This window comes from Exiguobacterium acetylicum, from assembly GCF_019890935.1.
In the GTDB taxonomy this organism is placed as follows: domain Bacteria; phylum Bacillota; class Bacilli; order Exiguobacteriales; family Exiguobacteriaceae; genus Exiguobacterium_A; species Exiguobacterium_A abrahamii.
Map to the genome: position 1 here is coordinate 886,200 of NZ_CP082333.1, position 21,231 is coordinate 907,430.

20 protein-coding genes are annotated in these 21,231 nt (G+C 46.0%); 16 read left to right on the forward strand and 4 right to left on the reverse strand.

The annotated features are described in order from the left end of the window. The first annotated feature begins 99 nt into the window (after positions 1-99). The 5 genes from dnaG (at position 100) to K7G97_RS04580 (ending at position 5,460) form a co-directional block, all read left to right on the forward strand. Positions 100-1,896 (forward strand): DNA primase, encoded by a 1,797-nt coding sequence (gene dnaG, locus K7G97_RS04560; RefSeq protein ID WP_023467510.1) that lies wholly within the window; start codon positions 100-102, stop codon positions 1,894-1,896. Positions 1,897-1,930: 34 nt separating this feature from the next. Further along, the gene (gene rpoD / locus K7G97_RS04565; RefSeq protein WP_023467512.1) at positions 1,931-3,016 is read left to right on the forward strand and encodes an RNA polymerase sigma factor RpoD; all 1,086 of its coding nucleotides are present in this window, start codon (positions 1,931-1,933) and stop codon (positions 3,014-3,016) included. Positions 3,017-3,169: 153 nt separating this feature from the next. After that, positions 3,170-3,511 carry a cytochrome c550 gene (gene cccA / locus K7G97_RS04570; RefSeq protein ID WP_035398358.1) on the forward strand — a complete coding sequence of 114 codons (342 nt, stop codon included), beginning with the start codon at positions 3,170-3,172 and terminating at the stop codon, positions 3,509-3,511. 117 nt (positions 3,512-3,628) lie between these two features. Beyond that, positions 3,629-4,348, forward strand: a complete 720-nt coding sequence (locus K7G97_RS04575) for a tRNA (adenine(22)-N(1))-methyltransferase (RefSeq protein ID WP_316499681.1) — start codon at positions 3,629-3,631, stop codon at positions 4,346-4,348. Beyond that, positions 4,348-5,460 (forward strand): Nif3-like dinuclear metal center hexameric protein, encoded by a 1,113-nt coding sequence (locus tag K7G97_RS04580; RefSeq protein WP_223041465.1) that lies wholly within the window; start codon positions 4,348-4,350, stop codon positions 5,458-5,460. The genes K7G97_RS04575 and K7G97_RS04580 overlap by 1 nt, the downstream gene beginning before the upstream one ends. 103 nt (positions 5,461-5,563) lie before the next feature. On the opposite strand, the gene K7G97_RS04585 is transcribed toward K7G97_RS04580, so the two are convergent. Continuing rightward, positions 5,564-6,511: a 4-hydroxy-3-methylbut-2-enyl diphosphate reductase gene (locus tag K7G97_RS04585; protein WP_029341043.1), complete on the reverse strand. Its 948-nt coding sequence runs from the start codon at positions 6,509-6,511 to the stop codon at positions 5,564-5,566. A gap of 145 nt (positions 6,512-6,656) precedes the next feature. Here K7G97_RS04585 and K7G97_RS04590 point away from each other — a divergent pair, with 145 nt between their 5' ends. The 8 genes from K7G97_RS04590 (at position 6,657) to K7G97_RS04625 (ending at position 14,987) form a co-directional block, all read left to right on the forward strand. After that, positions 6,657-8,420, forward strand: a complete 1,764-nt coding sequence (locus K7G97_RS04590; RefSeq protein WP_223041466.1) for a two-component system sensor histidine kinase NtrB — start codon at positions 6,657-6,659, stop codon at positions 8,418-8,420. Next, complete coding sequence (locus tag K7G97_RS04595; protein WP_223041467.1) at positions 8,417-9,370, forward strand: sugar ABC transporter substrate-binding protein; 954 nt, start codon at positions 8,417-8,419, stop codon at positions 9,368-9,370. The genes K7G97_RS04590 and K7G97_RS04595 overlap by 4 nt, the downstream gene beginning before the upstream one ends. A 47-nt stretch (positions 9,371-9,417) precedes the next feature. Beyond that, positions 9,418-10,770 carry a DEAD/DEAH box helicase gene (locus tag K7G97_RS04600; protein WP_064300313.1) on the forward strand — a complete coding sequence of 451 codons (1,353 nt, stop codon included), beginning with the start codon at positions 9,418-9,420 and terminating at the stop codon, positions 10,768-10,770. A gap of 98 nt (positions 10,771-10,868) precedes the next feature. After that, complete coding sequence (locus tag K7G97_RS04605; RefSeq protein ID WP_050678376.1) at positions 10,869-11,771, forward strand: deoxyribonuclease IV; 903 nt, start codon at positions 10,869-10,871, stop codon at positions 11,769-11,771. Positions 11,772-11,791: 20 nt separating this feature from the next. Then, positions 11,792-12,409: a hypothetical protein gene (locus K7G97_RS04610; protein ID WP_223041468.1), complete on the forward strand. Its 618-nt coding sequence runs from the start codon at positions 11,792-11,794 to the stop codon at positions 12,407-12,409. Positions 12,410-12,579: 170 nt separating this feature from the next. Further along, a complete protein-coding gene (locus K7G97_RS04615) occupies positions 12,580-12,816 on the forward strand; it encodes a FeoA family protein (RefSeq protein WP_223041469.1) in 237 nt (78 codons plus the stop codon). After that, complete coding sequence (gene feoB, locus K7G97_RS04620) at positions 12,813-14,792, forward strand: ferrous iron transport protein B (RefSeq protein WP_223041470.1); 1,980 nt, start codon at positions 12,813-12,815, stop codon at positions 14,790-14,792. Before K7G97_RS04615 ends, feoB begins: the two co-directional genes overlap by 4 nt. Before the next feature lie 12 nt (positions 14,793-14,804). Then, entirely contained in the window at positions 14,805-14,987 is a 183-nt protein-coding gene (locus K7G97_RS04625; protein ID WP_087679837.1) for a FeoB-associated Cys-rich membrane protein, read from the forward strand. A gap of 55 nt (positions 14,988-15,042) precedes the next feature. On the opposite strand, the gene K7G97_RS04630 is transcribed toward K7G97_RS04625, so the two are convergent. The 3 genes from K7G97_RS04630 to K7G97_RS04640 all read right to left on the reverse strand — a co-directional run bounded on the left by K7G97_RS04630 (position 15,043) and on the right by K7G97_RS04640 (position 18,967). After that, positions 15,043-15,213 (reverse strand): XapX domain-containing protein, encoded by a 171-nt coding sequence (locus K7G97_RS04630; protein WP_087679838.1) that lies wholly within the window; start codon positions 15,211-15,213, stop codon positions 15,043-15,045. A gap of 65 nt (positions 15,214-15,278) precedes the next feature. Continuing rightward, positions 15,279-17,432 carry an RNA degradosome polyphosphate kinase gene (locus K7G97_RS04635; RefSeq protein ID WP_223041471.1) on the reverse strand — a complete coding sequence of 718 codons (2,154 nt, stop codon included), beginning with the start codon at positions 17,430-17,432 and terminating at the stop codon, positions 15,279-15,281. After that, positions 17,429-18,967 (reverse strand): Ppx/GppA family phosphatase, encoded by a 1,539-nt coding sequence (locus tag K7G97_RS04640; protein ID WP_223041472.1) that lies wholly within the window; start codon positions 18,965-18,967, stop codon positions 17,429-17,431. The genes K7G97_RS04635 and K7G97_RS04640 overlap by 4 nt, the downstream gene beginning before the upstream one ends. A gap of 215 nt (positions 18,968-19,182) precedes the next feature. Here K7G97_RS04640 and K7G97_RS04645 point away from each other — a divergent pair, with 215 nt between their 5' ends. The 3 genes from K7G97_RS04645 to K7G97_RS04655 are packed head-to-tail and all read left to right on the forward strand — an operon-like array spanning position 19,183 to position 21,219. After that, on the forward strand, positions 19,183-19,950 hold the full coding sequence (locus K7G97_RS04645; RefSeq protein WP_023467526.1) for a metal ABC transporter ATP-binding protein: 768 nt from the start codon (positions 19,183-19,185) through the stop codon (positions 19,948-19,950). Then, a complete protein-coding gene (locus K7G97_RS04650; RefSeq protein WP_064300309.1) occupies positions 19,947-20,816 on the forward strand; it encodes a metal ABC transporter permease in 870 nt (289 codons plus the stop codon). Before K7G97_RS04645 ends, K7G97_RS04650 begins: the two co-directional genes overlap by 4 nt. Beyond that, positions 20,788-21,219, forward strand: a complete 432-nt coding sequence (locus tag K7G97_RS04655; RefSeq protein WP_023467528.1) for a Fur family transcriptional regulator — start codon at positions 20,788-20,790, stop codon at positions 21,217-21,219. Before K7G97_RS04650 ends, K7G97_RS04655 begins: the two co-directional genes overlap by 29 nt. Positions 21,220-21,231: the final 12 nt, after the last annotated feature.

A 21,231-nucleotide genomic window follows, 5' to 3' on the forward strand; every position in this document is an offset into this window, starting at 1 on the left:
AATGCCCTTTTTCTAATGAAACGGAACGAGTCATCGTTCCGTTTCATTGCGGGTATGGTCATGTAAGGATAAGTTCTCAAGGAAAGGGGAGAGGACGGAATGAAGCGAATTCCTGATGAAATCGTCGATCAGGTCCGCCAAGCAACGGACATCGTCGAATTGATTTCAGAACGTGTAGAATTAAAAAAACAAGGGAATCGATATTCAGGGCTTTGCCCGTTTCATTCTGAGAAATCACCTTCCTTTTCTGTTTCTCCTGATAAAGGGATGTACTACTGTTTTGGATGTGGTGCAGGTGGAAACGCGATCACTTTCGTCATGGAAACAGAAGGAATGAGTTTCAAGGAAGCCGTCTCTAAATTAGCGGATCGCAGTGATGTCACACTTCCGGAACTGGAGCCGGACCGATTCGAACAATCGGAATCGACACCTGAACAGGAAAAGAAGTTCCGGATGCGCGAAGCACATCGAATCGTCACCGAGTTGTATCATGAGGTGTTGATTCAAACGGAAGCAGGCGACGCGGGGCGGATCTATTTAGAGAATCGCGGTATCCGTGAAGGTGCAATGCGTGAGTTCCGACTCGGGTATGCACCGGATCAAGATCGTTTTACAGTGGATTCCTTGGCACGACGTGGGTTTGATTTAGATGAGATGGTCGAAGCGGGATTGATTTCAATCGGACGCGATGGCGATTATCGAGATCGATTCAACGGTCGAGTCGTATTCCCTATCTCCGATCGTGATGGCACGATCGTCGGATTTAGTGGACGTTCGATTGATGGTCGTGATCCGAAGTATGTCAATACAGCGGAAACACCTTTGTTCAATAAAAGTGAACTGTTATTCGGATTTGCTCAAGCACGAGGAGCGATGCGCAAAATTAAACAAGTCGTTCTCGTTGAGGGGAATCTTGATGTTGTGCGTGTCGCTCAAGCGGGTATACCTTATACGGTAGCCTCTTTAGGAACAGCCTTAACACCGGTTCATGCCCAAAACCTAGCACGTATCGTCGATGAAGTCATTATTTGTTATGACGGAGACAAGGCAGGACGCGCTGCGACGTTAAAAGCCCTACAGTTGCTTGAAGCCGTTGCCGTCGACTGTTCCGTCATCCGTTTACCGGATGGCGAAGACCCGGATTCCTTCATTGGGAATCAGGGCGAAGAGACCTTTTTACACTGGATCGAACAAGAACGGGTTTCAAGTCTTGAATTCAAATCTTTTTATTTTCGACAAGGAAAAAACTTGCGATTAGAAGGAGAACGCGTTCGATATATTGAAACTATGCTTGAAGAGATTGGTCGAACATCCAATCCGTTGTTACGGGACATTTATTTAGGAAAACTTTCTGAGGAGTTCAAACTCTCGAAAGACTCCTTGATCGCACAAGTGCGTCCAACCGTCCAACAACCGAAGAGAGAACAAATCGTTTCCGATCGCCCAGCTGCTCTACCGACAGCACCTCCTGACCGAACGTTCGCGAACTGGAAGAAGGCAGAACGCTTCTTACTTGCCTACATGATCCGTTCAGAAGAAGTATGTCTTGAAGTGCGAGAGCAACTAGGTGTCCAATTCAATGATCCGGCACACCAATTGATTGCCGGCAAGCTATATGAATTTTACGGAGCAGGTACGCAAGGAAGTCCTGATCGTTTTTTGACGATGTTGCACGACGCCTCTTTGCAACGAATCGTAGCGGATTTAGAGTTCATGCTGATGCCTGAATATGATCCTGATTTGCTCAGTCACTACATTCGTGCCGTCCAAAATGAACAGCAACGTCGGTTGTTAGAAGAAGAAAAGTCACGATTGAATCAACAAACAGATATCCGTGCTCAAGCGGAGCTGATGCAGGCGATCATAGAACGGAAGCGTCGTTTAAAAGATCGATGACCTGCTGCATGATGTGGAAGGAGTGTATGGTTCGATGGCAGAAAAAGCAAGATCAGAAGCTGAATTACTCCGTCTCGCGAAAGAGGAACTCATCGCGCTCGGACATAAAAATGGTGAATTGTCACACCAAAAGATCGAAGACAAACTAAGTTCGTTCGAATCAATGGATGCTCAGCAGTTCGAGGAATTCCTTCAATTGCTTGAAACAGAAGGTATCAAGGTCAACAATGACGGCACAGGCGATGAGAAAGAAGAGGCGGATCTAAACGATTTGTCTGTTCCTCCTGGTGTCAAGATCAATGACCCTGTCCGGATGTATCTAAAAGAAATCGGTCGCGTTGATCTGTTGAATGCAGAAGACGAAGTCGAACTCGCGAAACGAATCGAACAAAACGATGAAGAAGCAAAAAAACGATTGGCGGAAGCAAACTTACGTCTCGTTGTTTCGATTGCGAAGCGTTATGTCGGACGCGGTATGTTGTTCCTTGATTTGATCCAAGAAGGAAACATGGGTCTGATCAAGGCGGTCGAGAAATTCGACTATACGAAGGGATATAAATTCTCGACGTATGCAACATGGTGGATTCGTCAGGCAATCACACGTGCGATCGCTGACCAAGCGCGGACGATCCGAATTCCGGTTCACATGGTTGAGACGATCAACAAATTGATTCGTGTCCAGCGTCAACTCTTGCAAGATCTTGGACGTGAACCATCACCGGAAGAGATTTCGAAAGAGATGGAAATCACGCCGGAAAAAGTCCGAGAAATCCTGAAAATTGCGCAAGAGCCGGTTTCTCTTGAAACGCCAATCGGGGAAGAGGACGATTCACATCTCGGCGATTTCATCGAGGACCAAGATGCGACGGCACCACAAGATGCTGCGGCATACGAACTCTTGAAAGAGCAACTCGAAGATGTGTTAGATACCCTGACGGATCGTGAAGAAAACGTCCTTCGTCTTCGTTTTGGTCTTGACGATGGTCGGACACGGACACTTGAAGAAGTCGGGAAAGTATTTGGCGTTACACGTGAGCGGATTCGTCAAATCGAAGCAAAAGCACTTCGGAAGTTACGTCATCCGAGTCGTTCAAAACGTTTGAAAGATTTCCTCGATTAATTCAAAGTGTGAAGAATATATGAAATTTTAGTGGGAAGGAAGAAAAAAGTTTCGTTTTTTTCTTCCTTCCCTGTTTTTTTTACAGTAGAATAGTAACGGGGAATACCATTCAGTCACCAACTTGGTTGGGTATAGAATATGGGGGGAATCCAAATGCGTAATCCATTAGTACCGTTCGCGGCGATCGCAGTCATCGCCATCATCGCTATGATTTCATTGTCTTACTTTGGGGTCGATCAGGTGAAGGAAGCTCGTAAAGGGCCGTCAACTGCAGAAATGAAGCCGGAAGACTTGTTTGCATCTAAAGGATGTACAGGATGTCACGGTGGAAACTTAGAAGGCGGAGCAGGTCCGAACTTAACAAAGATCGGCGCGAAGCTGAAAGAAGACGAAATTAAGAACATCGCAATGAACGGTAAAGGGCAAATGCCTGGCGGTCTTGCGAATGACGAAGAAGCAGCTGTTCTAGCCAAATGGTTAGCTGCTAAGAAATAAGAACAAGGGCATCTATCTCGTTACGAGATGGATGTTTTTTTGTGGTGTATGGTATCTTTTTTAGCGTAAATCCGCTATTTTTAAAAGAGAGTTTTTCGGAAAATAGGAAGGATGAAGATGATGCAAATGAACGTCGTATTGGATCAACGACTCCAAAAAGTCGTGTCGTATATTCCACAAGGAGCGATCCTCGCAGATATTGGATCAGATCATGCATTCGTACCTTGTTTTTGTGTACAACAAAAGAAAATCGAGCGTGCGATTGCAGGAGAGGTGAATGAAGGACCGATGGAAGCGGCAAAAGGACAAGTGGCGCTTGTCGGTCTTGAATCACAGATTGATGTCCGTTTAGGAAGTGGCTTATCGGTTTTGAAGCCGGGCGAAGCAACAGCGATTACGATTGCGGGAATGGGCGGAACGCTGATTGCCTCTATCCTTGAAGAAGGAAAAGATCGGTTGTCAGGTGAGGAACGCTTGATTCTTCAACCGAATGTCGATGCAGTCGATGTTCGGAAGTGGTTGCTGACGAATTCATATGCATTATTGTCTGAAGCCATCGTCGAGGAGAACGGGAAGATCTATGAAATTCTCGTTGCAGAACGTGGAGATGAAACACTTTACTCAGAGGACGAAACAACACGTCAGTGGGAATTGTTCTTTGGACCACAGTTAATGCGGGAACGTGCACCAGAATTCATCGAAAAATGGCAGATCGAAAAACAAAAGCGAGAGTATATCCTAGCTCAGATGAAACAAGGACAAGCAACGGAGATTTTATCTGAAAAAATCGAAGCCATCGAACAATTGATTCAAAAGATGGAAGAGGTGACGAACTAATGGCGAATGGGAACCATGTCATTGAGCAGTTTGAAGCATTTGCTCCGAAAAAATTCGCACTCGAAGGTGATCCGATTGGTCTACAAATCGGAACATTGAACAAGGACGTCAAACGTGTGCTCGTGACACTTGATGTCTTGGAGTCTGTCGTCGATGAAGCGATTGAAAAGAAGATCGATCTCATCATTGCGCATCATCCCCCGATTTTTAGTAAGTTAGCAAATGTGACGGATCGTTCTGCCGCAGGACGGATTGTCACAAAATGTATCAAACACGATATTGCGGTGTATGCTGCGCATACAAACCTTGACGTAACACCAGGCGGGGTCAATGACTGGATGGCAGATGCACTTGGTCTTGAGTCTTGTGAAGTACTAGCACCGACGTTTGAAAACACGCAATATAAACTAAGTGTCTTCGTACCGACTGAGGCTGTAGAGCGCGTTTCAACAGCCCTTGCACAAGCGGGGGCAGGAAAGGAAGGCGACTACAGTGATTGTCAATTCCACGTCGAGGGAACGGGTCAATTCCGACCGTTGACGGAAGCTACCCCGTATATCGGTGAAGCAGGACGACTCGAACGCGTTTCAGAAGTTCGAATCGAGACGATCGTCACGGAACTGAATCAGAAACAAGTCATTCGAGCGATGAAACAGGCTCATCCATATGAGAAAGTCGCCTATGATCTCATTCGTCAAGAACGCCCGGCAACATCACTTGGTCTTGGACGGATTGGTCGGTTACCGGAAGCAATGACATTACGGGAATTTGCAGAGCATGTTCGCGATGCGTTTGGTGTACAAAACTTGCGCTTCGTCGGAGACGAATCACGCCACATCCAAAAAGTAGCAGTCCTCGGTGGTGACGGCAATAAGTACGTCTCGACTGCAGCATTTGCGGGAGCAGATGTCCTTGTGACAGGAGATCTCTATTTCCATGTGGCGCATGATGCGATGGCACTTGGACTAGCAGTCGTCGATCCAGGACATCATGTGGAGTCGGTCATGAAGGAAGGTGTCGTCAACGAATTGAAGCGTCGATTCGAACAGAAAAAAATCGACGTCGAACTGCTGATTTCAACAGCGAATACGAATCCGTTTCAGTTTTTATGATGAATCGAATGGAATACGTCGATGTTACCGTCGTATTCCATAACAAAAAAACCGAGTCGCGAATGACGATCGCGACTCGGTTTTGCTGTATCGATTGTAATGATTAAAGTACTTTGACTTTAGGCAAGATACGTCGTAATTCAAGGAACGGTGTCTTGTCATGCGTACTGATATCAGCAGGATCATATTGTTGGAGGAAATCAATGACCTTTTTCGTGATTGGTGTTGGCGTTGATGCACCTGATGTGACACCAACTTGAGTCACACCCTCAAGCCAAGTCAAATCAAGCTCCGTCAAGTCACCAATCCGATGCGCTGGAGTTCCTGCGATATCGAAGGATACCTGTGCGAGGCGGTTCGAGTTGTTCGAACGCGGATCACCGACGACGATGACGAGATCGCAATCTCCTGCTTGATCAGCCACCGCTTCTTGTCGGACTTGTGTTGCGTTACAGATTTCATTGTGTACTTCTACATGCGGATACTTTTTACGAACGTGTTCCATCAAAGCTTGGACATCCCATTGGCTCATCGTCGTCTGATTCGTGACGATGATTTTTTTGTGAGCAAGCTGAGGCGGGAGTTCATCGATATCTTCGACTTTTTCGATGAGGTGCACGTGCTCTGGTGCTACACCGACTGCACCTTCAGGTTCCGGGTGTCCATGTTTGCCGACGTAGATGACTTCATAATCATCCGCGACGACTTGTCGAATCAAATCGTGCGTACGCGTCACGTCAGGACATGTTGCATCGACGACATGTAAGTTCTTCTCAGCAGCACGTGCATAAACTGCAGGTGAGATGCCGTGTGCGGTAAAGATGACAGTACCTTCTTGAATCGTCTCTAACGCTTCGAGGCGATCGGGACCGTCGACAGTGATGACACCCATATTTTCGAACTCACGTGTCACGTGAGCATTATGGACGATCATCCCTAAAATATGGATCGGACGTGGCAAGTCTTTATTCAATGCCGCTTGTTGTGCAAGTTTCATTGCATCGACGACACCGTAACAATAGCCGCGGGGGCTGATTTTTTTTACTAGCATAGTTATGGATTCTCCCTTTGTGAAAAAGAATGATTAGTTAGAGTGTACCATTGATTGAAGCTGAATGAAAATAGAGGAGTCTGTTTCATCCACAGAACATGCTATACTAATGAAGTTGTCAATTATTCAAAAGGGAGGCGAAGGGATGGAGTCTAAGAAAATGATGCGGTCGTATTTTTTTCAAATCACCGCCGTCTTATTCATCCTGATTTGTCTTGTCATTTCAGCGCTTGCCTTCACTGCGGACCGGGTCACGATTTCTCGGGTCGAGCAACAAACAGAGAAACAGAGCGAGAAGAGTGTCGAGGTCTCAGGAAATGCGATTCGCGACAATATCGGGAATCTGCATGAAGAGATCATGAGCTTGCAGTTGAATGTCAAAAACCCCGACAAGCTGAAACAAAAAATTGAAGAATCAAATCTACTAGACATCGATACAGGGTTTAAGAGTTTCTTCTACTTTGATCGACAGACGAAGCAAGTCACTTGGTTCTCAAGTGAGGATCGACGTATAGAAAACAGTACGATCCTAAAAGACGATGAATTTTTGCAAACGTTGACGAGTACGGACTTTCATATGAGTAAGCTGTATACGATGGAATCAGATGCTGTCACCTATATGTTCGTTCCGGTTCGAGACGGCAATGAACGCGTCGGTGTCTTTGGTGGTGGGTTAAGTGTGATGAACTCGATCGTTTTTCGGAATTCGCTTGAATCATTTGACGATCAGACGATTGCCTACCTATTCAATAGTAAAAAAGAATTACTAGCCACATCCAGTAATCTGGTACCGGATGAAGAACGCTTATTATCAAAAAGTGTCATTGAACGTGCGTTTCAGTCGATAGAACCTTCTGAGATTTTTAGTACGAACCAAGATATGTATTACTTCGCGAAAGATTTGAAGGTGACGGATTGGAAGATTCTCGTTCGAACGCCACGAAGCGTCTTTTATGAACCGGTCTACACGACACGGCAACAGTATTTGATCATCGCTGCCTTGACGCTTGTCCTCAGTCTGATCGTCGGTTATTTGATGTCAAAACAATTGACGGCACCGATGCTTGAACTTGTGAATAAGATCGAGAAAAGCACCTCACCCAAACCGATTGTTCTCGAGCGTGCCGGATCAAACGAAGTCAAGACACTCGTTGCTGCCTATAACGAGTATGCTCAACGGATGGAAAATGCGCGCCTTGAGCAGTTGAGTCAACAACAAACGATGTTACATCAAGAAAAATTAGCATCACTCGGTCAACTAGCAGCAGGAATTGCCCACGAAATCCGTAATCCACTAACGCCAGTCAAGATGACGTTACAGTTGTTAGCAGCAGAAAAGGATCGTGATCCAGAAATGTTGATTCTCGCTTTATCGGAACTGGATCGAGCAAATGGCATGATTCAAACGATGCTTGATTTATCGAAAGGCGAAAACAATGCACTTCAAAAAACGACGATTGATATGAATGATTTAATGAAGAAGCTGACATATATCTTAGAAGCGGAAGCTCATCATTACGAAGCGGACTGCAAGATTTATACACCGTCCTTCATGCCAAAGATTTATGCATCAGAAGAGGGGATTTTGCAGATTTTAGCAAACTGTGTTCGAAATGCCCTTCAAGCTGTCGCGTTTAAAGGACCGGATGGAATCTGTCATCTGCATGTCCACGTTTATCCAGAAGAAGTCGTCTTCATTGTTCAGGATAATGGGGTGGGGATGGATGGAAATCAGATTGATCATGTCGGTCAAGCGTTCAAGACATCAAAAGTCGATGGCAATGGACTTGGACTTTTCATGTCGAAACAAATCGTTCGTGATCATAAAGGCAAGATGATCTTTGACAGCAAGCCGGGTGTCGGTACGACGATTCAAGTCCACTTACCTCGAAAGGAGCAAACGGAATGAAATTCAATAAGGCCTGGTTATTCGTCCTGATTGTTTGGATTTCATCCGTTTTGTTCATTTCCAATTTATTCGTCAATCCGGATCCGAGTCCACGTCGTCATCTCATCGGCTTCACGATCGTCAATGATAAACATGAATTTGCGCAACGGCTCGTCGACGCGTTCAAGACACAAGCCAAACTGAATAAATACGAAGCAGTCGTTGCGACGTCGCATAATTCACGCATCAATGAGCGTGAGCAAATTCAAGAGTTCATTCGAATGAAGGTGGATGCCATCTTCGTGACGACGCTTGATGATGTCTATATCGCTAGTACGTTAGAAGAGGCAGCTCGTGCTGGGATTCCGGTTTTCGCGATCGATCGATTGATTCGCTCCGATGCAGTCGTCAGTTCGATTACCTCGAATAACCAATTGATCGGGGAACAGCTTGCCTCATTCATCAAACACGAACGCATCAAGCAGACGGGACGAGCTACGGCCGACATCATTGAAGTCGCGGGTACGGCAAACGTCAATACGACGAATGAACGACACCGGGGATTTTTGACTGGTCTTGAGCGTGAGCCGGAACTTGAAATCGTCGAATCCGTGAATGGGGATTACGACCCCGTCACTTCAGAAAAGGTCATGACACAGGTCATTGAGTCAGGAATTCCGTTTGATGCTGTCTATTGTCACAATGACGATATTGCGCTAGGTGTCCTCGAAGCATTGAAAAAAGCAGGGATCAAAGGAAAAATAATTGTCGGCATAGACGGGAATCGTGCTATATTAGAAGCTGTTGACATGAAATCGATGGATGCGACGGTCGTCCAGAGTGCTGATGAGATGATGAAAGTCGCCTTCAGTGCATTGAAGCTTCATACGAAAAACAAAAAGATTCCAACTCGTTTTTATACGTACTCCTATCTGTATGACGGTAGTAGACCCATAACCATGTTGAACTAATCGAGAGGCAGAAGCCTCAGCAAATAAGGAAAGGACGGTGTCAATTCATGAATGGATTCAGCCATTATCAATTACACCCGTTCGTCATCGAAGCACTCGATGACGCCCGCATCACAAAACCGACCGACATTCAGTCGCGGATCATCCCAGCTGCAGTAAAGGGACGCGATATCATCGGTCAATCACAAACAGGAACAGGAAAAACGTTATCGTTCCTTCTTCCAATCGTTCAAAACGTCGATCCAAAGCTTCAAGAATTACAAGCAATCATCGTTGCTCCAACGCGCGAACTTGCTTGGCAAATTCATGAAGAACTGAAATCGTTACTCGTGAAGGAACCAGACTTCATCAAGACGAGTCTTATTACAGGTGGAATGGATCGCGAACGTCAAATCGGTCGTGTGAAAGTCTCACCCCAAATCGTCATCGGAACACCGGGACGTATTTTAGACCTATTCAAAGAACAGGCTTTAAAACCGCATTTCGTGAAGCATTATGTCATCGATGAAGCGGATCAAATGCTCGACATGGGCTTCTTGCCAGAAGTTGACCGGATTGCGCAAGCTCTTCCAGAACAGCTTCAGATGATGGTCTTCTCAGCAACGATTCCTGAGAAATTGCAACCGTTCTTGAAAAAATACATGAACAACCCGCGTTATGCGCATGTGGATCCAAAACAACAGACAGCGAAGAAAATCGTTCACCATACGATTCCGGTCAAGCATCGTGAGCGCTCACAATTGACGTTGAAAGTCGCGAAAGCGCTGAATCCGTATATCTGTCTAATCTTTACGAATACAAAAGCAGAAGCAATCGAAGTCGAAGCTTTGTTCCTAGAAGCAGGACTGAACGTTGGTTCCCTTCACGGAGATCTTCCGGCACGTCGTCGTAAACAAGCCATCAAAGAAATCAACGATGCGAAGTATCAATACGTCATCGTGACGGATCTTGCAGCACGCGGAATTGATATTTCAGGTGTCTCACACGTCATCAACCACGGTATTCCAAAAGATTTAGACTTCTACGTCCACCGTGTCGGTCGGACAGGTCGCGTCGATCAAGATGGATTGGCATATACACTGTTTGAAGATCACGAGAACGGCATGATCAATCGCTTAGAGGACCGTGGCATTCAATTCACGAACGTTGATGTCAAAGGCAGTCAAATCGTCGAAGTCAAAGAACGTCGCCGTGCGAAGCCGCACATGAAGACTGCCGTCTCGAAGACAGCGCACAGCCGTCTGTCGGGTGAAGCAGCAAAAGCGAAAAAACGTGTTAAACCAGGTTATAAGAAGAAGCATCAATATAAGCTGAAAGAAACAGCAAAACGTGAACGCATCAAAGAACAACGTGGTGTCGGTCGCGCGCAACGTAAAGAAAACGCACGCAAATCAAAATAATTCCATTGATGACACCCGTGAAATGAAAAAACATTTTTCGGGTGTCTTGTCGTTTTCAAGATTTGGTACACTGTAAAAAGAGAAAGGTGGAAAAGAACATGAAAATAGGTTCACACGTCTCCGTTTCGGGGAAAAAAATGCTGTTAGGTGCAAGTGAGGAAGCGGCATCTTACGGTGCAACGACGATGATGGTCTATACAGGAGCACCTCAAAATACACGCCGTAAGCCGATGGAAGAATTACGGATTCAAGAAGCATTGCAACATATGAGTGCTAATGGAATAGAGGAAATCGTCGTACATGCGCCGTATATCATCAACTTAGGGAATACGACGAAACCCGAGACATTCGAACTCGCCGTTTCGTTTTTAGCAGCAGAAATCAAACGAGCAGAAGCGCTTGAAAAGGCGCAACACATCGTATTACATCCTGGTGCGCATGTCGGTGCTGGGGAAGAAGTCGGAATCAAACGGATCGTCGAGGGACTCAATGAAGTACTGACGGGTGACGAACAGGTCAAGATTGCGCTTGAGACGATGGCTGGAAAAGGATCGGAAATCGGAAAAACTTTTGAGGAACTTGCTCAGATCATCGAAGGCGTCACACATCATGATCGTCTGTCGGTCTGTCTCGATACATGTCACGTGCATGACGCAGGATACGATATCGTGCACGACTTAGATGGTGTCCTTGAACAATTCGACCGGATCGTCGGACTGGATCGTCTTGGCGTCATTCATGTGAATGATTCAAAGAATATCCGCGGTGCTCGAAAGGACCGTCACGAAAATATTGGTTTCGGTGAGATTGGATTTGATGCCTTACATCGTGTCGTGCATCATCCTGCCCTGGCACATTTACCGAAAATCTTAGAGACGCCATACATCGGGCTCGATCCAAAGAAAAAAGTGGCACCATATAAACAAGAAATCGATATGTTACGTTCAGGTGCGTTTGATGCAGACTGGCGTCTACCGATTCTAGGAGCACCGGTCGAATAATTCATAAAGGGGTGTCTGTGATGTGTCATATACTCGTCGTTGATGAGACTAGTTTTGCGATACGACAAGCTGTTGTCCACTACTATGAAACAAAGGAACCATTTTATTTGCCGGCAGAACTGGCAGAGGGAGAAGAGGTGTTTCTTGCGACGACTGACGGTATCATGGCGTATGCTGAAGCCTTGTTCACCGAGTATACGACACGTCCAGAAGATCCATTTTGGCTGACGAACGCTGACGACTCAGAAGGGTCGTATGTGTGCCTGGACCTCATCAGTGTGGATTTACGTCATCCGTTACTTGGACGACCACTCGATCAACTTGGTCTTAAAACCGGATCAGTAGAAGGCGTGGTTCGCACACGTCTGCTCGATTCATGGCAGTATGGGTATTTCGAAACGGATGTACTGACACTCGAACAGTCTAAACAACGTCGAATCGAGCGCTTCAAGGAGCGAAATCATCTGGAACAAGTCGCGCGTCAATGTGTTCATTGTGAGGAGTCTAGGCAGTCGTTACTTGAATGGCATTTGACACCAGAAGGATATCAGACGGTTTGCCCGACCTGTCACCGATGGTTACATCAACAGATGCTGCATGCGGTGGATACGGCAGCAGCAACGGAAGAAAGTGAATAAAAGCTCTGCTTTTTCCTGATCTCGGTCAGGAAAGCAGAGCTTTTATTATTGAGGCAAACATATCCAGTTGATTCATTTATTGAATTCCTATGTAACTAAGGAATCGATGGTGTTATAATCAGGAATGATAATTGTTATCAATGAATGAAAAGATAAATGGGGGAGCAGCTATGATGGATTTAGCTACGGTTTCAATGAACCAGCCTGTCGTGATGACGAACATGAACCACATCGATGATCGATTACGTCGCCGATTACTCGCGCTTGGTTTTTATGAAGGATGTCCGGTCATCGTGCGACGAAAAGCGATATTTCAAGGTCCTATGACAATCGAACAGCAGGATCATCACCAAATGGTTGCTATCCGCCGCAGAGATGCAAAACGAATCGAGGTGTATGTCCCATGACGACGCAACGCATTGCCTTGCTCGGAAATCCGAACACTGGAAAAACGTCTTTGTTTAATCGGTTGACGAATTCCTATGCCCATGTCGGGAACTGGTCGGGAGTTACGGTAGATAAAAAAATCGGACAGTTGCGTGGGGATCGTGGGCAATTGATTGATTTACCTGGCGTATATGACTTAGATCCATTGTCTGCGGATGAAGCAGTCGTCGCCCGATTTTTAATGGAGGAGTCGTTTGACTCGATGATCAACATCATCGATGCGTCACAGCTCGAGCGAAATCTACAATTGACCGCTCAGTTGCTTGAAATCGGGAAGCCGCTTCAAATTGGGCTGAATATGATGGATGTAGCCGATCATCGCGGAATGAAAGTCGATCCAGTGCGTTTAGCAAACGTCTTACACGTTGACGTTTTTCCGATCGTTGCCCGCACGGGTGACGGGTGTGATGTATTATTATCTTCCTTACAACAAAAACCACAGCCCATCCTTCGAATCGATTATGGTTCAGAGACCGAACAGGCGATTGAGGATATCCTCGAAATCGTCGACATGCCGGAGATGGAACGGTGGATGGCTGTTCAATATTTAGCGGGGAATCGTGTTTTTGTTGATGTGCTAGAGCAACGGACACCACAGATCGCAACGATTCGTAAACAGCTAGAACAACAGCTAGGACGATTCGTTCATGCGCATATCACGGAGTGTCGCCGGCACTGGGCAGTGGCGACGAGAGCTGCTGTCGTCACGGAAGAACAGACGACAAGAACGAACTGGACAGAACGGATTGATGCCATCGTCACACATCCGATTTTAGGATTACCAATCTTCTTTGCGATTCTTTATCTTTTGTTCCATGTGACGTTCAACTGGATTGGATCGCCGATGTCAGATTTGCTGGATGGATTCATCGCTGGACCACTCTCAAAAGGGCTCATTAGTCTATTGAGTACGCTTGGTGCCTCACAGTTCATTCAAGATTTACTTGTCGAAGGTGTCGTGGCTGGAGTTGGGGGTGTCCTGGTATTCGTCCCGCAAATCTTCGTCCTCTTCTTCTTCATCTCATTTTTGGAGGACTCGGGTTACATGGCACGTGTTGCAATCGTCATGGATCGATTCATGCAAATGGTCGGCTTAAACGGAAAAAGCTTCATTCCAATGATCATCGGCTTCGGTTGTAACGTGCCAGGAATCATGGCTGCTCGTTCTGTAGAAGAAGAACGAGAGCGTTTAGTGACGATCTTTATCTCACCATTCATGTCCTGTTCTGCTCGTTTACCGATTTACGCTGTATTTGCGGGAAGCTTCTTTGCAACGAATCAGGCACTCGTCGTCTTATCGCTCTATATCCTTGGGATTGTACTAGCCCTCATTGCGGCAAAAGTTTTTTCAAAAGTGTTAGCTGCAGAAGATGCGACGAGCTTGTTCTTAGTCGAACAACCACCATACCGGATTCCGCAAGGGTTAACGCTATGGCGGAGTACATGGCAAAAAGGAAAAGGATTTGTTCGAAAGGCGGGAACGTTCATCTTCGGTGGATCAGTCGTCATTTGGTTGCTCGCCTATACAGGACCTGGTGGACTGGACGTCAATATGAATGATAGTTTTCTTGCGATGATTGGCGGCGTCATTGCCACGGTGCTCGTACCGCTTGGATTCGGAACATGGCAGGCGGGTGCCGCCCTTATTACTGGATTTCTTGCGAAGGAAGTGGTTGTCTCAACGATGGCAATCATTTATGCTGTCAATGAATCGGAACTGGGACGTCATATCGCGCAACAGTTCACACCGCTCAGCGCGTATAGTTTCATGGTCTTCGTCTTGCTTTACGTCCCGTGCTTAGCAACAGTCGCTGTCATTCGCCGAGAAGTCGGAAGTGCGAAGTGGACGTGGATTGCTAGTTTATATGGCTTATTCGTTGCTTACGGGGTGGCGTTCATCATTTATCAAACAGGACATTGGTTGGGATTCGCTTAAGGGGGAGAACAGATGCATTTCATCGATATACTCATCGGACTCATCGTCTTTGGTTATGCTGGTTTTTCACTTGTTCGCTTTACGAAAAAAGCGAAAAAAGGGAAATGTGCGACATGTGAAGTAGAGCCGACATGTGAGACGGCATGTGATGAGGTCAACTGGGATCGTGTGATCGCTGAAGCCTTAAAAAAATAATCAAAAACCCGTTCTCTTTCTGCGCGAGGCAGTCAGAGAACGGGTTTTGTTTGGATTAGAAAAAGCGTTCTACTATAAATAAATAGATTTTCATCCCAAGGAAGACACCAAAGATTCCGACGACAGCTGGAAAGACGGGTGGAGCAGGAATCGGCAATTTCAGTGCGGTAAACACGACGCCGCAGATGACGCCGGCGAGAAGGGATAATAAGATTTGCTGAAGCATACACTTCGTCCTTTCTGCTTTAAATCAGCATTTGAAGTAGAGTACGTGGTAAAACATGACCAGAATCATGTAGCATTTTGATCAAGAATGACTTTGTCCTCTTTCTTTTCGATCGTAATCCACTTGTGTGTTAATGGAGTTGTAAAACTAGGTTTTTGTTTGAGTTTGCCGCTCGTATAGTCTTGAATCAGCAACTGGGATTCACAGCTCTGTTTTCCATCCTTCACGTAATGATAGGATCCATCGGCTGCCTGCTCACGCGACTTTACATTATCAGCAAGGGCGAGGGCAAGACAATCCTTTAAATACTCCTTATGTTCTTCATCCATGATCGGGAACAAGATTTCAATCCGTTTTCTCATGTTGCGTGTCATCCAGTCTGCGCTTGATCCATACATCAAATCCTGACCGTTGTGATGGAAGTAGAAGATGCGTGAATGCTCCAAGTAACGATCGACGATCGAGATGACGCGAATGTTCTCTGAAACATCTGGAATTCCAGGACGTAGACAACAGACGCCCCGAACGATGAGTTCGACTTGGACACCGGCGCGCGATGCCTTGTAAAGCCGTAAAATGATGTCTTTTTCCGTCAGACTATTCATCTTAGCGACGATTCGACCATTTCCGTGCTTTTTATGATGATGAATCTCTTCATCAATCAAGGACAGGAACTTCTCAAGCATCGCGTTCGGTGAAGTTTGAATGACGTTCCATTCCGGCTGTTCCCCGTATCCAGATAACCAATTGAAGAAGTTCGTCGCATCCTCGGCGATCTCTTCACGAGCGGTCAATAATCCAACGTCCGTGTATAGTTTCGCCGTCGAATCATTATAGTTGCCGGTACCAAGATGGACGAAACGTTGAATCTTGCCTTCGTGGAGTCGGACGACGAGCGTGATCTTTGAGTGTGTCTTTAAATCGCTATATCCGTAAATGACATGAGCGCCGGCCTTCTCCAGTTGCTTCGCCCACTCAATGTTCTTTGCCTCGTCGAATCGAGCCTTCAGTTCAACGAGAACGGTGACCTGTTTCCCGTTCTCCGCTGCCGTTTTTAAGGCCTTGATGATCGGAGAATCACCAGATACACGATAAAGTGTTTGTTTGATGGCAAGGACGTTCGGGTCATTCGCTGCTTGGACGATGAACCGGACGATCGGATCAAACGTATGATATGGATGATGCAAGAGATAGTCGCGTTCGAGTAATTGATTGAACAGATTTTTTGAACTATCGAGTGCTGGTGGGTCGACCGGCATGATTGTCTGATAGATCAAATGATCATATTCAATACCGATTTGACTGTAGAAGGCAAAGGAGAACGTTAAATCAATCGGACCATCCACGGCAAAGATGTCGCGTTCCTGCAGATCCAGTACATCGCGCAACATGTTGAGCAGTTCGGTATTGATGGCAGCTTTTTGAACTTCGAGTCGAATCGCGACTCCCCAACGCCGTTTTTTTAATTCTTTCTCAATCAGCTTTAATAAATCATGCGTACCTTCCTCATGAAACGGAAGGTCGGCATTCCGCGTAATCCGAAACGGCATGGCAGACAACACACGATAGCCTTTGAATAGACTATCGATGAAGGCGATGATGACGTCTTCGAGTAAGATTACAGCCGTCGTCTCATCATCTTCTACCGGTAAATCGACGAATCTCGGTAAGACAGCAGGTACTTGTACGAGCGCTAAATTCCGTTTCGTCCCGTCTTCTGCTTCAAGAACCGTCGCGATGTTAAGTGATTTTGACGAGAGCATCGGGAACGGACGATAGGCATCGACGGCAACGGGGGTGAGTACCGGAAAGACTTGTTCGCGGAAAAAGGATTTTACATAGGTCGTCTGTTCTGAAGTCAGAGCGTCGTATTTCAAGAATGTAATGCCTTCATCGGATAACGTCTGATTGATTGCTTGAAATGCTTCGTATTGCCGATCGACTAACTCTTTTGTTTTCGCTGCGATCGCACGTAACTGTTGTTTGGGTGTCATCTGTTGTTTATTTTCTGGTTTATTGAATCCGGCGAGTACTTCATCCTTTAAACCACCGACCCGTACCATATAGAATTCGTCTAGATTGGAACTAAAGATACCGAGAAACTTAAAACGTTCCATTAACGGATTGCGTGTGTCAAACGCTTCATCCAGTACACGTTTATTGAACTGGAGCCAGCTGAGTTCACGATTATTGAAATGTTCCGGTATGTCGAGCTTCATGAAGGAAGATCTCCTTTCGTTTCGAAGGTAATCGTACAATCAATGATTCGTTCCAGGTGTTTCTTTTGTTTTTCCGCCTTTTCGACTTCGAATCCATAATCATGATCGCCTGTATCGAGGACAAACTGGAGTTGATCCTTTTGAAGGAATAGCTCCAAGTGATCGACGGCTTTTCGCTCCGTCACGTCGAGCGCATGACTTAATTTGAGGAGAGATCCAAGTAGGTCGAAGCGATCCAGCGATTTTTCCGTAAACCAGTCCTTAAAAGGTTTTGCAAGCTGGTTCATCCGCTTGGCAGAAGAATAGGAACTGACGAGCGAGAGAGCAACGCGATCCTTGTGCGTCATGCCATTCAGTTCGGTATTCGTCAACAGGTAGAACGTCTGGTCCGATCGTGTATCTGGATTAATGTATTGTCCACAATAAAATAAGCGGCTTGCTGAATCGAGCAGTCGTAGATCAGACGCGCGTTCTGAAATCAAGTCGAGCGTGACGAGCTGCCGGTACATCGATTTGGCGAGTGTTCCAATATATAACGCACGATCTCGATTGACCTTATAGTCGCTTTCGAGCTGATAAAGACTTTGCTCACGTACGTTTTCAATCCGACGGTATGCTTCGTCCTGCACATCGAACTCGTAAACAAGACCTTCGCGAAGACCGAGATTACTCATGACGAATTCTTCCGCTTCGATGTGATGGGCTAACTCTTGAATCGCAATCAATGCCGGCAGAAAGATATCAATTCGATCTTTTGATAGTCCTTCGATTTTCGATAGTTGTTTCGCCGACTTTCCTTCGAGATCGTCGACCATCTTCGTGAGTTCCTTCGCTTTGATTTGATATTGGTGAACACTTCGTAAGGGATAGTCCTGATTCGACTGATGGATCCGAACGAAATTTCGGGCAGAACCACCGACACCGATTAAAGGAAGCTTTTTGTCACTCAGCCATGGAATCGATTCGAATTGTTCCCGTAGGAATTTCACCAATTTCTTCTTATCACTGGCACTTAGTGTCTCGTCGGAAACGAATTGCCGTGTCAAGGTGACGGCACCAAATGGAAAGCTGTGATACGCCACCATTTCACGATTCTCAATCAAGGTGACCTCCATGGAACCACCACCGATATCAACGGAAAATCCATCTTCAAGGAAGGTCGAATTGATGATGGCAAAATAACCATAGTATGCTTCTTGTTCATCTGTCAGAACCTGAATGGAAAAAGGCGTGTTTTCTGTAACGGATTCAACGATGGCATCTCGGTTCGTCGCATTACGGATCGCTGCTGTCGCGACACAGATCGTTTCTTCGACCTCATGGGTGACGCCAACTTCATAAAAACGATGTAATGTTTCTTCAAGTAAGGCAATGCCTTCACCATCGAGTGCTCCATCCTCATTGATGTGAGCAGATAACCGGGCGACGACTTTAATATTAATCTTCTCGATATAGCGACCAGAAGCGATCGGATGGAAGATGACATAACGAATCGAGTTGGAACCGATATCGATGACTGCAAGTTCTTGTTTCAAATGACTCCGACTCCTCTCTGCGATGCGTGCACTAAAAGAATTCCCTCTCTGAACAAGCCGGAAACAGCTAGCTTCTGTCTTTATTGTACCTTGAATGTTTTCCAAGGAGGATAGGAAGTTGCTAGAGTTGCACCAATAATTGGCGGGCGCTATAATAAGACAGGTGATTAAGGCGTAATTATTCCGTTTTACGAAAACGGAAGGAGTGAAAATAAATGGAAACACCAATCATCGAGATTGATCAAGTCAGCTATGATTACCCGGATCGTCGGGTATTGAATCAAGTCTCGTTTCAGGTCGAGCAAGGACAATTTTTAGCCATCGTCGGAGAAAATGGATCCGGAAAATCGACGCTGATCAAATGTATATTAGGGTTATTGCAACCGAAAGGAACGATTCGTTTATTTGGACAATCCCAATCACAATTCAATGAATGGTGGCGAATCAGCTATGTTTCGCAGAAAGCGGCAGCGTTCAACTCCGGTTTTCCGGTGACTGTCGCAGAAGTCGTTGAGATGGGGCTGTACGCCAAAAAAGGACTCTTTCGTCGCTTATCTCGCGACGATCGAGACAAAGTACGAACGGCCCTTGAAACGGTCGGAATGTGGGAGCGACGCGATTCAAAAGTCGGCGACCTATCCGGTGGTCAACAACAACGTGTTTTCATCGCACGTGCGCTCGTCAACGATCCTGATTTAATGATCTTGGATGAACCAACCGTTGGTGTCGATCAGCGATACGTGAAAGAATTTTATGAAATATTAGAAGAACTTCGTCGAGATAAGCGCCGGACATTCGTTCTTGTCACGCATGATATCCACTTCGTCAGTAAACTTGTCACGGATGTGATCCATCTGGTCGATGGACGTTTAGGGTGTAACTGTGGCATCAAAGAATACTGGGAACTAGATGAACAGACGATCCGCTCCCTCTATCCGGTTCCGGGACGTGTCCTCGTTCATGAAGGGAAGAGTGTCCAATGATTGAAGCGTTCATGACGTTAAAGTTTTTACAGTACGCTTTGGTGGCTGCCATTCTGATCGGATTCACGGCACCATTGATTGGTTCGTTCGTTGTTGTCCGGCGGATGAGTCTGATCGCAGATGCACTATCACACGTCACGCTGGCCGGAATTGCGCTCAGTCTATTGATTTCTGGAATGGTCGCACAATTAGCGGACTTAAATCCACTGTATTTAGGAATCGTGACATCGGTCATCGCGGCACTGACGATTGATTGGTTGCGTGCAAAGTACAAGCATTTCCAAGAACTCGCAATCCCGATCATCATGGCGACAGGGATGGGACTTGGGGCAACATTCATCAGTCTCGCGAACGGCTTTTCAATGGATCTCGTCTCTTTCTTGTTTGGAACGGTCTCGGCTGTCGCCTTGACGGATGTATATACGATTCTTATCGTGACGGTCGTTGTCGTCATCTTCGTCTTTGCTTTTTATAAGGAATTGTTGTTCCTTTCCTTTGACGAGGAGCAGGCGCGCGTTTCCGGGATTCGCCTTCGCTTAGTGCATATTCTCTTTATGATCGTCGTTGCACTTGTCATTGCGATCAGTATGCGAATCGTTGGGATTTTGCTTGTCTCAAGCTTAATCACGTTACCGGTTGCGGCAGCACTTCGAATTGCGAAGAGTTTTAAGGCGACGATCTTTTTAGCTATCATATTTGGTGAGGTTGCGACAGTACTCGGACTCATCCTGGCCTATCAGTTCGATTTGGCACCAGGTGGAATGATCGTCTTGCTTGCGGTACTTGAGCTGATCATCGTGATGCTGTTGGAACGGTTTTGGATAGGAGGGAAAACACATGAAGACGAACATCGAACAAGCGCGTGAACGCATGAAGGCTTCCGGGTTTAAAATGACACCGAAGCGTCTCGATTTGCTATCGTATCTATTTGAAGTCAATCGTTATGTCAGTGCGCGGGAAGTAGCAGAAGCTCTTCGAACGTCTCATCCTTCGTTAAGTTATGATACAATCTATCGAAACTTGAATGACTTTTCGGAAATCGACTTATTAGAAGTGACGGAATTAGACGGTGAGATGAAATACCGAGCAGCTTGTGCTTCAGGACACCATCATCATCATTTAATATGCCGAATCTGCGGCAAGACGGAAACATTGAATGTTTGTCCGATGGAATGGGTTTCTCCGGTCCAAGAGACTGGCTTTGAAGTCGAGGATCATAAGTTCGAAATTTATGGACGCTGTGCGAATTGTCAACGCATGACATCTTAAATGAAAGAGGAT